The following is a 14,281-nucleotide window of genomic DNA, read 5'->3' on the forward strand; positions in this document are numbered from 1 at the left end:
GGCATCCGCACAAACCCTGACGGCACTTTTTGGCAATCCCGCGGCGAATCGGCGATGGCGCGCGCTATGCGCCCGCGCTGCCGCGGGGTGTGGGGCGGCGTTCACCCCCCAAGGAATGGAACGCTTGACGGCGGCTCAGCTCGCCTGCTTGAAGGCCATCACGGCCTGGTTGCGCAGCGTGCGCAGCAGCGACAGCTGCTTCTCGTCGAGCACCACGCTGCCCGGATCCGCCTTGTCCGCGTAGATCATCGCGAACGGCGCGCCGCGCAGCGCCATCGGCAGGATCAGGAAGCTGTGCGCCTTGGCCCCGGTCAGGAACCACGCCGGCAGCCGCTCGGCGATCTTGGGCTGCGACGCGTCCGCGATCAGCGTGTCCACGCCCTTGCTGCAGATCGCCGTGAACAGGTCCGCCGCCATGCCCGGCATCACCCGCAGCGGCACGCGGAACATCGGCACCACGCCCTCGACGCCCTCGCCCAGGCCGAAACGGCCGGTGAGCGTCTCCGTCTTGGGATCGCGCAGGCAGAAGATCACCCGCCGGAAACCCAGCCCGCGGTACATGGTCTCCAGGATCATGCGCAGGATCTCGTTGAGCTTGAAGCTCTCGACCATCGCGTTGGTGATGTCCTGGATGCCGGCGGCCAGCATCGCGGCCGCCTCCTCCGGCGAGACCGCGCCGGCGGGCGCCTGCCCCTCCACCATCGTCGCCTGCAGCTGGTGCGGCGACAGCGAGTCCTCCGGCGACGGCGTCAGCGGCGCCAGCAGGCGCTGCGCCGGCGAGTTCTTCGCCAGCTTGATGTCCATCGCCTGCGCCAGCTGCGTGAGCCGCTGGCGCGCCTGGTCGGCCGCCGCCTCGAAGGCCCTGGGCTCGACGCCCAGCGCGCGCGCGTAGCGCTGCGCCATCGCGCGCACCTTGCCGTGCGCCTCGGCCGGATCGCTGTTCAGGATCACGTCGGCCACATCGTTGCTCGCGCGCCCCAGCCAGCGCATCCGGTCGGTCGTGTGGTCCACCAGCCGCGTCGGCGCGTCGCCGTCGGGCCGCTGCATGCTGCGCTGCAGGCTCTCCGGAAAGCCCCACTGCCGCGCCACGCCCAGGCCCAGGTTCTCGTAGCTCAGCCCCAGCACCTGCGCCGAGGCCGCCGCCTCGCTCACCGGCGGCGCGGCCTGCTCGCCCATGCCGCGCTCGGGCCGCACCTGGCGGCGCACCTGCTGCGCCTCCTCGGGCAGGTAGAACTCGGCCAGCAGCCGGCCCAGGCCCTGGAACATCGTCGCGAGGAAGGACTCCTCGTTCTCGCGCGGCACCAGGCACAGCTCGCGCGCCAGCGAGCCCGCCATCAGCGCGCGCAGGAACTCCTCCTTCAGCCGCTGCGCATGACCCTTGTTCTCCATGCGCTCCAGCAGCACCAGCGACAGCGCCAGGTTGCGGATGCCGCCGAAACCCACCAGCGCCACCGCCCGCGACACCGTGCTGATGTGCCCGCCCCCGGCATGGCTGAACTGCACCGTGTTGACCAGCCGCAGCAGCTTGTGGGTCAGCGCCACGTCCTTGAGGATCTCGTTGGACAGCGTGGTGAGGCTCTCGTTCTCGGACTGCGTCATGCGCTGGATGCGCGCCACCGAGTCCGCCATCGCCGGGAAGTCGCTGCGATGCCGCATGCGGCGCAGCAGGAACTCGAGCGTGGCATTGCCGCCCTCGCCCGCCTCCGGCGCCTCGCTGGCCGGATGCAGCCAGGCGGCGAGCGCGTCGTGGAAGGCCTTGGCATCGGACCAGCGCTGCGCCGCCTCGCGCGACAGGCCGCGCATCAGCACGGCGCGCAGCGCGTCGTCGCTGTCGGCGCCGAGGTCGGCCGGCGGATCCAGCGTCTGCTCCATCGCGCGCCGCACGGCGCGCCACGGATCGGGGTCGTAGTTCAGGCGCTGGCCCGACAGCATCTCGCTGAGCATCACCGCCGACGCGAACACGTCCATCACCGGCGAGGCCGGCTCGCCGCGCGCGGCCTCCGGCGAGATGTAGCCCGGCGTGCCGACGATGCGGTTGGGCTTGAGCGCCGCGCCGGCGGGCGCGCCGCTTTGCAGCCGCGCCGCGATGCCGAAGTCCATCACCTTGGGCCGGCCGCTCGAATCGATCAGGATGTTGGACGGCTTGAGGTCGCGGTGCACGACCCCCGCCTGATGCGCGGCGTGCAGGCCGTCCAGGATGCCCAGCATCAGCGTCACGGCCTCGCGCGCCGGCAGCCGGCCGCGCTGGCGCAGCCGCTCCGTCAGCGTGCCGCCCGGCACGTACTCGAAGACCATGTAGGCCTGGCCGGCCTCGATGTCGGCCTCGAAGACCGGCACGATGTTGGGATGCGTGAGCCGGCTGACGGCGCGCGCCTCGTGCAGCCAGGCGTCGACGCTGGCGCGGTCCGTGCCCTGCGTCAGCACCTTCAGCGCGACCTCGCGGTCCAGCCGCGGATCATGCGCCAGCCACACCAGCGCCTGAGCGCCCTGGCCCAGGCCGCGCAGCGGCTTGAATCGCCCGACGGCGGGCGGCATCACGGTCATGAACGGTCCTTGCCGGGCTGGGGCGTGCCCGCGGGCCACCCTGGCTGGGATGAGGCGGCAGCGGAAGAAGCCGGAGCAACCGGGGACGCTGCCGCCGCGGGCGCCGCCGCGGCGCCGGACTCGGCGCGTTCGCGCAGCCGCGAGCGCGGCGCCGCCGTCGCGGCCACGCCGATCGACGGATCGCTCATCGCGCCCAGGCCGCTGTCGCCGGCATCGGCGAGCGCGCCGCTGGCGCCGAGCGCGTCATAGATCTCGCGCAGTCCGAGACCGAGCGCGCGCGCGTAGCGCCGCGTCGCCAGCTCGATGGCCGCCTGCCGCTTGCGCTCGGGCGTGCCCAGCGCGTCGACCAGTTCGTTGGCCAGGCTGCAGGTCAGGCGCAGCAGCTCGATGTCGTCGTCGGCGTGGCGCACCGGCGCCTCCTGCGGCTGGCGGCGCATCATGTGCTGCAGCTCCTCGCCCAGGCCCCAGTACCGGGCCACCGCCAGGCCCAGGCTCTCCAGGTCGCAGCCCAGCACCGCGTAGGCGGCCGACTGCTCGTTCATGCCGCGCGGATTGGGGTTGTCCTCGGTCGCCTCGGGCGCGACCTGCAACTGGCGGATCTGCTGCGCGTCGTCCGGGAAGTGGTACTGCACCAGCAGCCGGCCCAGGTTCTGCATCAGCGAGATCAGATACACCACCTCGCCGTCATAGCCCGCCGGCCGCAGCGCCTGCGACACCTGGCCGGCGCGCTGCACGCGGCGCATCACGCTCTGCATGAACTGCGCCTGGCCGTCGTTCATCGGGCCCGGCCAGGGCTTGAGCGCGCGGGCCGCGTCCTCCAGCCCGTTCAGGCCCAGCATCGCGATCGCGCGCTGCAGGTTCAGCACCGTGCCGCCGCTGGTCGGACCCTGCTGCCGCAGCGCGTTGTTGACGCGCCGGATCAGCTCCAGCGACAGCGCCATGTCCTTGAGCGCCATGGCCGCCAGCTGGCTCCCATGCTGCGATTCCATCGAGGACGAGGCCACCGCCGTCACCAGCCGCGTCGAGGTGCTGGGCAGATGCCCGAAGCGCTGCATCTTGTCCTTGAGCAGCGCGATCGGGCCGCCCTCGTCCTGCTCGGCCGACTGGCGCCAGCCGTCCAGCGCGCGCCAGAAACTGCGCGCCAGGTGATAGCGCTGGCGCGTCTGCCGGTCGCTGGCGCGGTTGACGATCGCGCGCAGCGGCTCGGGGATCGGATAAGGGGTCTCCCAGCCCAGGCGCACCAGCTCGTGGCCCTGCGGCTGCATGCGCTGCATCACCGCCTGCAGGTCGGGCTCGTCCAGCACCGGCTTGCCGGTCAGCAGCCGGTGCAGCACCAGGCCGACGCTGACGACATCCTCCTCGGCCGCCTCGCGCACCGCGCGGCGGGTCGCGGCGTTGAAATCGGCGCTCGCGGGCACGATCTCCTGCGCCACCTCCAGGCCCAGCACGCGGACATGGTTGGCGCCGTCGACCACGAGGTGGCCCAGCTGGATGTCGCGGTGCGCGTGGCCGGCCTCGTGCGCGAAGGCCAGGCCCTCGAGCGCCTGCGCCGCCCATCCGGCCGCGTCCAGCGGCAGCGGCGGGCCGCCGCGGGCCAGGCGCTCCTCGAGCGTCTCGCCCAGCGCGCGGTCGTAGGCGACATAGGGCCAGGGATCGACGCGGCCGGTCTCGACCACGTGCGCCAGGTTCGGGTGATGGATGCGCGAGGCCGCGTCGACGGTCTTCAGCCAGTGCAGCATCGCCGCCTCGCTGTTGGGCTTCTCGCGCGGCATCATCAGGAACATGTCCTGGCCCGACGCCGGGTCGAACACCACCCACAGCATCGAGCGCAGGCTCTTGTGCAGCAGCGCGCGCAGCTCGAAGCGGCCGAAGCGCCGCATCGGGGCGGCGGTGGAGTTTGTGTTGTTGTCAGACACGAGCGATGTGCAGCACCCGTCGGTGCGGGGCCACGGACCTTTTGTAACCTGGATTGGACCGAAAACCCGGCGTCCTCGCCTGAAGAACTGAGGGCGATTCTCCGCTCAGTTCTGTAACTGCGCCCACACCTTTTCCAGGCGCTTGACGCTCACCGGCTGCGGCGTTCTCAGTTCCTGTGCGAAAAGGCTCACCCGCAATTCCTCCAGCTGCCAGCGGAAGTCGTCCATCCGCGCATCCGGCGTGCCCTTGAGCTCCGCGACCCGGCGCGTCCAGCGCTGCTCCAGCGGCCGCAGCTCGGCCAGCAGCTTCTGGTCGCGGGCGGCGTCGGCGCGCAGCTTGTCCAGCCGCAGCGTGATCGCCTTGAGGTAGCGCGGGAAGTGCTGGAGCTGGCTCCACGGCGTCTGCAGCACGAAGCGCTTGGGCATCAGGCGCTGCAGCTGCGCCTGGATGTCGTCGACGACCTCCTTGGACGCGGACCGCGTGTCCTTGAGCTTGCGCAGCGCGCCCTGGTACTCGATGAGGACGGCGTACGCCAGCCGCGCCACTTCCTGCGCGATCAGGTTCAGGCGCGCGCGGCCTTCCTCGAGGCGGGTCTTGAAGCTGAATTCATCGACAGGCAGCGGGTCGGCCAGGAAGGCGCGGTCCAGCGCGACGGCGATCACCTGGTCGCGCAGCTCCTCCGCGGTGCCCAGGCTCATGTAGGCCACCGCCATCTGGGTCAGGTCGGGGATGTTCTTCTCGAGGTACTTCAGCGGCTCCTTGAGCTGCAGCGCGATCAGGCGGCGCAGGCCCGCGCGGTGCTTCGCGGCGGCGAGCTCGGGCTCGTCGAAGACCTCGATCTCGACATGCGCGCCCTTGTCGATCAGGGCCGGGAAGCCGATCAGCGTCTGCGGGCCGCGCCTGATCTCCATGAGCTCAGGGAGCTCGCCGAAGGTCCACGCGGTGTAGGTCTTCGCGGCCTCGGCCGCGGGCTTGGGCGGCGGCGCCACGGTGGCCTTGAGGCCGCGGGAGGCCTTGCCGTCGGTTGATGTCGGCCGTCCTTCGTCGACCGCAGCCCTCACCCCTGCCCTCTCCCGCGAGCGGGAGAGGGAGTTGGCATCGGCGTCAGCGCCAGCACCAGCACCACCACCAGCGTCGGCGTTGGCCTCGTTCGAGGGGGCGGAGGATTGCAGCTTCAGCGCGGCCAGCGCCTGGAAGGCGGAGCGGGCCTGGCCGCCGAGCTCGGCCTTGAGCGTCGCCAGGTGGCGCCCCATGCCCAATTGGCGGCCGTGCTCGTCGACGACGCGCAGGTTCATGAACAGGTGCGCGGGCACCTGCTCCAGCTTGAAGTCGTTGCGCTGCACCGCGAGCTGCGTGCGTTCCTTCACCGCCTTGAGCAGCACGTCGACCAGGGCGCCCTGCGCGAACGGGTGCAGCTCGACGAACTCGGCGACGAACTCGGGCAGCGGCGTCAGCCGGTTGCGCGGCTTCTGGTGCAGGCTCTTCAGCAGCGCCGTCACCTTGGCCTCGAGCATCCCCGACACGAGCCAGTCGACGCGCTCGTCGTTGACCTGGTTGAGCGCGTAGATCGGGACGGTCACCGTCAGGCCGTCGCGCGCGTCGCCGGGCTGGTGCAGGTAGGTCGCCGTGCAATCGACGCCGCCCAGCCGGATCGTCTTCGGGAACGCGTTGCTCGTGACGCCGGCGGCCTCGTGCCGCATCAGCTCGTCGCGGCTGAGCTGCAGCAGCTTCGGGTCGGCCTTGCTGGCCTCGCGGAACCACTTCTCCAGCGTCGCGCCCGAGTACACGTCGGCCGGCAGCTGCTGGTCGTAGAACGCGTAGATCAGCTCGTCGTCGACCAGCACGTCCTGCCGGCGCGACTTGTGCTCGAGCTCCTCGACCTTGGCGATCTGCTTCTGGTTGTGCGCCAGGAAGGGCAGCCGCGTCTCCCAGTCGCCGTTGACCAGCGCCTCGCGGATGAAGATCTCGCGCGCGGCGGCCGCGTCGATGCGGCCGAAGTTCACCCGCTTGTTGTTGTAGAGCACGATGCCGTAGAGCGTCGCGCGTTCGAGCGCGACGACCTCGGCCGCCTTCTTCTCCCAGTGCGGCTCCAGCAGCTGGGTCTTGATCAGGTGACCCGCGATGCCGGGCAGCCATTGCGGCTCGATCGCCGCGATGCCGCGGCCGAACAGCCGCGTCGTCTCCACCAGCTCGGCCGCGACGATCCAGCGGCCCGGCTTCTTGCTCAGGTGCGCGCCCGGATGGCGCCAGAACTTGATGCCGCGCGCGCCCAGGTACCAGTCGTCGTCATCGGCCTTGACGCCGAGGTTGCCCAGCAGGCCCGCGAGCATCGACAGGTGGACCTGCTCGTAGGTGGCCGGCGCGCCGTTCAGGCGCCAGCCGTGTTCGGCGATCACCGTGTGCAGTTGCGAGTAGATGTCGCGCCATTCGCGCACGCGGCGTGGATTGACGAAGTTGTCGCGCAGCAGCTGTTCCTGCTTGCGGTTGGAGAGCTTGTGCTCCCCTTCCCCGCCGCGGCTGTCGCCCAGCCACTTCCACAGCTTCAGGTAGCCCATGAACTCCGACTTCTCGTCGTCGAACTTCTTGTGCTTCTCGTCGGCCTGCTGTTGCTGCTCCATCGGGCGGTCGCGCACGTCCTGGCCGGACAGCGCGCTGGCGATGACCAGCACCTCGCTCAAGGCGTCGCGCTTGCGGGCCTCCAGGATCATGCGGCCCACGCGCGGGTCCAGCGGCAGCTTGGACAGCTCGTGGCCCATCGGCGTGAGCTCGTTGCGCTCGTCGACGGCGCCCAGCTCGTTGAGCAGCTGGTAGCCATCGGCGACGGCCTTGCGCGGCGGCGGCTCGATGAAGGGGAAGTCCTCGACCTGGCCCAGGTGCAGCGCCTTCATCCGCAGGATCACGCCGGCCAGCGAGCTGCGCAGGATCTCGGGATCGGTGAAGCGCGGCCGGCCCAGGAAGTCCTTCTCCTCGTACAGGCGCACGCAGATGCCGTTGCTGACGCGGCCGCAGCGGCCGGCGCGCTGGTTGGCGGCGGCCTGGCTGATGTTCTCGATCTGCAGCTGCTCGACCTTGTTGCGGTAGCTGTAGCGCTTGACGCGCGCCAGGCCGGGGTCGATCACGTAGCGGATGCCGGGCACCGTCAGCGAGGTCTCGGCGACGTTGGTCGCCAGCACGATGCGCGGCTGGCCATGCGGCTGGAAGACGCGGTTCTGCTCCTGCTCGGACAGCCGCGCGAACAGCGGCAGCACCTCCACGCCGGGCGGGTGGTGCTTGCGCAGCGCCTCGGCGGCCTCGCGGATCTCGCGCTCGCCGGGCAGGAAGACCAGCACGTCGCCGCGCCCTTCGCGCCAGAGTTCGTCGACCGCGTCGCAGATGGCGTCGTTGACGTCGTACTCGCGGGATTCCTCGAACGGGCGGTAGCGCTGCTCGACCGGGAACAGCCGGCCCGAGACCATCAGCACCGGCGCCGGGATCATCTCGAGCCCCCGCGCTTCGCTGCCCCCCGAGGGGGTGCCGTCCGGCTCGGGGCGGCCCGTCGCCGGCATCATCTGCAGCCCCCGCGCTTCGCTGCCCCCCGAGGGGGTGCCGTCCGGCTCGGGGCGGCCCGTCGCCGGCATCATCTGCAGCCCCCGCGCTTCGCTGCCCCCCGAGGGGGTGCCGTCCGGCTCGGGGCGGCCCGTCGCCGGCCGGGCCGAGGCGAAGTGCTGCGCGAAGCGGTCCGCGTCGATGGTCGCGGAGGTGACGATGACCTTCAGGTCGGGCCGGCGCGGCAGGATCTCGCGCAGGTAGCCGAGCAGGAAGTCGATGTTCAGGCTGCGCTCGTGGGCCTCGTCGATGATCAGCGTGTCGTAGGCGTGGAGCAGCGGATCGGTCTGGGTCTCGGCCAGCAGGATGCCGTCGGTCATCAGCTTGACCGACGCGCCGGGCTGGAGCCGGTCCTGGAAGCGGACCTTGTAACCGACCACCTCGCCCAGCGGCGACTTGAGTTCCTCGGCGATGCGCTTGGCGACGCTGGAGGCGGCGATGCGCCGCGGCTGGGTGTGGCCGATCAGGCCGCCGCCGTTGCCGCGTCCGCGGCCCATGGCCAGCGCGATCTTGGGCAGCTGCGTGGTCTTGCCCGAGCCGGTCTCGCCGCAGACGATCACGACCTGGTGCTCGGCGAGCGCCCGCATGATCTCCTCGCGGCGGCCGGAGACGGGCAGCGATTCGGGGAACTCGATCGGCGGGATCGGGTTGGCGGGCGCGGGGGGCCGAGGAGCGGCCTGCTGGCGCGGGCGGCGCGGCGGACGCGGGGCGCGTTCCGTCTTCGGGGCCGCCGGGGCGGGGGCGTTGATGTTCTGACTCACGGGGCGCGGATTATCTCGCGCCCCGCGAGCGGGGGCCGGTATTGTCCCCTCGCCCCCTTCGGGGAGAGCACCCGTGTCAAGCGCTGCGGCTTACCAACCCCCTCGCCCCCCGCGAGGGGGAAGAGGGCGGGGGAGAGGGGGTGCTTCGAAGAGCAGCAGCGCTGTGGCACGAGCCCCCTCTCCCCTCCCTCTCCCCGCTGGGGCGAGGGGGTTTACTGCGCCGTCCGGCTTTTCTTACCCCCTCGCCCGCTTGCGGGGAGAGGGTCTTACTTCTTCTCGTCAGGCATCTCCGCGTAGGTGATCACGTTGATCGTCGCGCCCTGCGGATCCTGGATCGTCGCCATGCGTCCGACGGTGGGCACCTCCATGATCTCCATCAGCACCTTGCCCCCCAATGCCTTGGCCTGCGCGACCGTCTCGTCGACGTTGTCCACGGTCACGTACACGCCCCAGGCGGGCGGCATGCCCTGCTGCGGGCAGGCCATCAGTCCGCCGATCGCGTCCTCCCCGCCCTTGGCGGTCTTGATCAGGTGGTACGGCGGCGCCTGCGACGGCCCGCCCGGCATCGGCATCACGTCGATCTTCCAACCGAACAGCTTGCCGTAGAACTCCGAGGCCTTCTTCGGGTCGGTGGTCAGCAGCTCCGACCAGCTGAAGGCGCCATGCGTCTTGAACACGTCCATCATTCGCTCCTGGGGGGTGTTGCGGTGGCGCCATGCTCCGCTGCCGGACGGTGTCCCGCAAGTGACCTTGCCGCCGCGTTGCGGGGACAGCCTGTTGCACAATCCGCGCCCATGAGCCTGGTCTTCCCCCATACCTTCGTGCCGTGGTTTCGCGCGGTGGCCCCCTATATCCATGCGTACCGCGGAGAAACCTTCGTCGTCGGGATGACCGGGGAAATGATCGCGGCCGGCAAGCTCAACAGCTTCGTCCAGGACCTGGCCATCATGCATGCGATGGGCATCAAGATCGTGCTGGTGCATGGATTCCGCCCGCAGGTGAACGAGCAACTCGCGCTCAAGGGCCATCAGCCGCAATACAGCCACGGCATGCGCATCACCGACGGCATCGCGCTGGACAGCGCCCAGGAAGCCGCCGGCCAATTGCGCTTCGAAATCGAGGCGGCGTTTTCGCAAGGCCTGCCCAACACCCCGATGGCCAATTCCACGGTGCGCGTCGTGTCGGGCAATTTCCTGACCGCGCGCCCCGTGGGCATCGTCGACGGCGTCGATTTCAAGCACTCCGGCATCGTGCGCCGCGTCGATGCCGCCGCGATCCAGCGCGCCATCGATATCGGCGCCATCGTGCTGATGTCGCCCTTCGGTTTCTCGCCTACCGGCGACGCCTTCAATCTGATGATGGAAGACGTCGCCACCGAAACCGCGATCGCGCTGCAGGCCGACAAGCTGCTGTTCATGACCGAGGTCGAGGGCGTGCGTGAAAACCCCGACGACCCGGAAAGCGCGATCGACACCGAACTGGCGCTGGCCGACGCGAAACGGCTCATCGCCAAACTCCCGCCGCCGACCCAGCCGACCGACGTGGGCTTCTACCTGAAGTACTGCGTGAAGGCCTGCGAATCGGGCGTGGAGCGCTCCCACATCCTGCCCTTCGCCGTCGACGGCGCGATCCTGCAGGAGGTCTATACCCACGACGGCATCGGCACGATGGTCGTCGACGAGAAACTCGAAAGCCTGCGCGAGGCGACCCACGACGATATCGGCAGCCTGATCGCGCTGATCGAACCGTTCGAGCGCGACGGCACGCTGGTCAAGCGCGAGCGCAGCGAAATCGAACGCGACATCGAGACCTATACCGTCATCGAGCACGACGGCGTGATATTCGGCTGCGCGGCGCTGCACCCCTACCAGGAGGCGCGCACCGCCGAGATGGCCGCGCTCACCGTGTCCAGCGCCGTGCAGGGCCAGGGCGATGGCGAACGCATCCTCAAGCGCATCGAGCAGCGCGCCAAGGCCATGGGCCTGAACAGCATCTTCGTGCTGACGACGCGCACCATGCACTGGTTCATCAAGCGCGGTTTCCAGCCGGTCGATCCGAACTGGCTGCCCGAGGAACGCAAGCGCAAATACAACTGGGACCGGCGCTCGCAGGTCCTGGTCAAGAAACTCAGCTGATCCCGGCATCCCTGCATCCCCGCGCCAGCCGCCGAGACAGCCGGCCGGCGCACTCCCCCCCAACACTTTTTGAGCATCGAGGTTTGATATGGCCCGCACCGTGCAATGCGTTTATCTGAAGAAGGAAGCCGAGGGCATGGACTTTCCGGTCTATCCCGGCGAACTGGGCAAGCGCATCTACGACAACGTCTCCAAGGAAGCCTGGGCCGCCTGGATGAAGCACCAGACCATGCTGGTCAACGAAAACCGCCTGAATCTGGCCGACCAGCGCGCCCGCCAATACCTCGCGCGGCAGATGGAGCAGTTCTTCTTCGGCGCCGGCGCGGAGCAGCCCGCCGGATATGTGCCGCCGTCGGCCTGATTTCCAACCGGCATGAGCAGGGGGATCCCGATTCCCTGCAACCGGTCACCGTTGGTCACCGATTCCCGATGCCGAATTCGTGTCAGCCCGCACACAGGCTTTGATGCAGGGGGCGCAAAAAACTGGTTGGAAATGCCTTCCGGAACACGCTCCCGGCATTTACCCCCTTGCGGACATACTCGATTCCCTGCCTATAATGCGGCAATCCCTTTTCAGGGTAGCCGTTGAACTACGCGAGGAATTGCATAAATGGCATCGCTCAAAGACCTCCTGGCCCAGCGGGCCGCCCTCGAACAGCAAATCGCCGAAACCCAGGAGCGCGAGCGCTCCGACGCGATCGGCAAGGTGAAGTCGCTGATGCAGGAATACGGCCTGACGGTCGCCGACCTGACCGCGCGCGCCGCCAAGACGAGTTCCGCCAAGTCGTCCAAGGTCGCGGCCAAGTACCGCAACCAGGCCACCGGCGAAACCTGGAGCGGCCGCGGCCTGCAGCCGAAGTGGCTGAAAGCCGCGATCTCCGGCGGCGCCAAGCTGGAAGATTTCGTCATCTGATCGTCGCCTGACGATGCCGGCGCCGCGCGCCGGCGCGCCTCGGAAGCCACCTTCGGGTGGCTTTCTGCTTTCCGGCCCTGCTTTCGGGCCTCGTCCCCTGCCTCGGCCCGCGCCAGGCCCTTCACGTAAACTGCCGCGGTGATTCCGCCCGGCTTTATTCAGGACCTTCTGGCCCGCGTCGACATCGTCGACATCGTGGGCCGCCACGTCGACCTCAAGAAGGCCGGCATCAACCACAAGGGCCTGTGCCCCTTCCACGGCGAGAAGTCCCCCAGCTTCATCGTCAGCCCCTCGCGCCAGACCTACCACTGCTTCGGCTGCGGCCAGCACGGCAACGCCGTGGGCTTCCTGATGGAGCACCTGGGCATCGGTTTCGTCGACGCGGTGCGGGACCTCGCGCAGCAGGCCGGCATGCAGGTGCCCGAGGACGACCGCAGTCCGCAGCAGCGCGAGCAGGAGAAGGCGCAGAAGCAGCGCCAGGCGACGCTCACCGAGGTCCTGGCCAAGGCCGGCCAGCATTACCGCCAGCAGCTCAAGGGCAACGCGCGCGCGATCGAGTACCTCAAGGGACGCGGACTGACCGGCCAGATCGCGCTGCAGTTCGGCCTGGGCTACGCGCCGGATGGCTGGCGCTCGCTGGCCAGCGCCTTCCCGTCCTACGACGATCCGCTGCTGGTGGAGACCGGCCTGGTCATCCTGCAGGACGACCCCGGCAAGAGCGAGGCCGAGCAGCGCCGCTACGACCGCTTCCGCGACCGCGTGATGTTCCCGATCCGCAACGTGCAGGGCGAGGTCATCGGCTTCGGCGGGCGCGTGCTCGACAAGGGCGAGCCCAAGTACCTGAACTCGCCCGAGACGCCGGTCTTCCACAAGGGCAAGGAGCTCTACGGCCTCTACGAGGCACGCCCCGCGATGCGCCGCCGCGGCTACGCGCTGGTGGTCGAGGGCTACATGGACGTGGTCGCGCTGGCGCAGCACGGCTTCGGCAACGCGGTGGCGACGCTGGGCACGGCCTGCACGCAGGACCATGTGCAGAAGCTGTTCCGTTTCACCGAGTCGGTGGTGTTCAGCTTCGACGGCGATGCCGCCGGCCGCCGCGCCGCCGGCCGCGCGCTGGAAGCCGCCCTGCCCCACGCCAACGAGACGCGCACGATCAAGTTCCTGTTTCTGCCGACCGAGCACGATCCGGATTCCTACGTGCGCGAGCTCGGCGCCGAGGCCTTCGAGCGCTGCGTCGAGGGCGCGGTGCCGCTGTCGCGCCAGCTGATGGAGAGCGCCGCGGAGGGTTGCGACCTCGGCACGCCGGAGGGCCGCGCGAAGATGCTGAGCGTGGCCAAGCCGCTGTGGGCGGCGCTGCCGGACGGCCTGCTGAAGCGGCAGCTGCTGGGCGAACTGGCCCGGCGCGCGCAGTTGCCGGATGCGGAGCTGCAGGCGCTGTGGGCCAACGCGCTGCCGCCGGCGGTGCCGGGCTCCCGGCCGCGGGCCGAGCGCCCCGCCGCCGCGCCCCGGGCCCAGCCCAGAGCCGCGGCACCGGATGCCGGCGGCCCGCACGACGAGCCCTACTTCGACATCCCCGCGTCCGCCTATGGCGACGAAGGCGCCTCGGGTGGCGATCTCCACATGCCCCATGACGCCTATCCCGCCGAGGCGGGGGGCGCGCCGTCGGGCGCCCCCCGGGGCGGGGAATCGCCCAAACGCAAGTGGGAGCCCAAGGGGGAGTTCAAAGGCAAGGGAAAGGGCAGCTGGGGCAAGGGCGAGTGGCGCAAGCGCGACCAGGACCCGACGATGGGCATGCCGCTCGAACTGCCGCCGGCGCCGATGAACCTGGCCGTGCGCATGCTGCTGCTGCATGGCGAGCTCTGGCATCGGATCGGCGAGCAGGACCTCGAACTGCTGCACGCCCTGCCCGGCGAGCATGGCGAGCTGATCGCCTGGCTGGAGCGCTTCCTGATCGACAACGGCCCCTCGCCCTGGGCGGTGCTGCAGGTCGCGCTGCAGGAGGCCGGCCTGATGGAACTGGCCCAGCGCGTCAGCGGCGGGCCGCTGCTCGCGCCGCCGTCCGAGGACCACGTGGAGGCGGAATTCCGCGTCACGATGGGCAAGCTCTGGGTCGGCCGGCTGCAGGCCGAGGCCGACCGGATCGCCCGCAGCCCGCAGCCGGACATGGTCCGGTTCCAGGCGATTCAGCGGCAGATTCGCGATTTGAAGACGATCTGAGCTTTCTTTTTGACCGAAAAGGAAACTTCGCAGATAATCAAGGGTTTTCGCGCGTCAAGAGTGACCGCAGCGCCAACCGGTCCCCGGCCCCCCACTGACCCTGGGTTCATACACAAAGTGGCCAACCTTCACCGCCTGGGCTGCAACTTCAACGGTTCACGCTAGCCTTCACGCGCAAAGCCTTGAATGGCAGACGGTTTGCCCCGATC

At 69.8% G+C, this 14,281-nt stretch carries 8 protein-coding genes; 4 read left to right on the forward strand and 4 right to left on the reverse strand.

The annotated features are described in order from the left end of the window. Positions 1-135: 135 nt before the first annotated feature. From ACEN96_RS20275 to ACEN96_RS20290, 4 genes are all read right to left on the reverse strand, one after another. Positions 136-2,544: a protein kinase domain-containing protein gene (locus ACEN96_RS20275; RefSeq protein WP_495584871.1), complete on the reverse strand. Its 2,409-nt coding sequence runs from the start codon at positions 2,542-2,544 to the stop codon at positions 136-138. Further along, a complete protein-coding gene (locus ACEN96_RS20280) occupies positions 2,541-4,460 on the reverse strand; it encodes a serine/threonine protein kinase (protein ID WP_495584872.1) in 1,920 nt (639 codons plus the stop codon). The genes ACEN96_RS20275 and ACEN96_RS20280 overlap by 4 nt, the downstream gene beginning before the upstream one ends. A 105-nt stretch (positions 4,461-4,565) precedes the next feature. Further along, the gene (gene hrpA / locus ACEN96_RS20285) at positions 4,566-8,633 is read right to left on the reverse strand and encodes an ATP-dependent RNA helicase HrpA (protein ID WP_495588648.1); all 4,068 of its coding nucleotides are present in this window, start codon (positions 8,631-8,633) and stop codon (positions 4,566-4,568) included. Between the two features lie 440 nt (positions 8,634-9,073). Continuing rightward, positions 9,074-9,490, reverse strand: coding sequence for a VOC family protein (locus ACEN96_RS20290; RefSeq protein WP_495584873.1), 417 nt, complete (start codon positions 9,488-9,490; stop codon positions 9,074-9,076). A gap of 111 nt (positions 9,491-9,601) precedes the next feature. On the opposite strand from ACEN96_RS20290, the gene argA reads away from it, so the two are divergent. From argA to dnaG, 4 genes are all read left to right on the forward strand, one after another. After that, on the forward strand, positions 9,602-10,942 hold the full coding sequence (argA, locus tag ACEN96_RS20295; protein WP_343642922.1) for an amino-acid N-acetyltransferase: 1,341 nt from the start codon (positions 9,602-9,604) through the stop codon (positions 10,940-10,942). An 88-nt stretch (positions 10,943-11,030) separates the two neighbouring features. After that, positions 11,031-11,303 (forward strand): oxidative damage protection protein, encoded by a 273-nt coding sequence (locus tag ACEN96_RS20300; RefSeq protein ID WP_279757358.1) that lies wholly within the window; start codon positions 11,031-11,033, stop codon positions 11,301-11,303. A gap of 249 nt (positions 11,304-11,552) precedes the next feature. Then, positions 11,553-11,855, forward strand: a complete 303-nt coding sequence (locus ACEN96_RS20305; protein WP_495584874.1) for an H-NS histone family protein — start codon at positions 11,553-11,555, stop codon at positions 11,853-11,855. Between the two features lie 138 nt (positions 11,856-11,993). Further along, positions 11,994-14,072 (forward strand): DNA primase, encoded by a 2,079-nt coding sequence (gene dnaG, locus ACEN96_RS20310; protein ID WP_495584875.1) that lies wholly within the window; start codon positions 11,994-11,996, stop codon positions 14,070-14,072. Positions 14,073-14,281: the final 209 nt, after the last annotated feature.

It is taken from the genome of Roseateles sp. Mitsp63, from assembly GCF_059491535.1.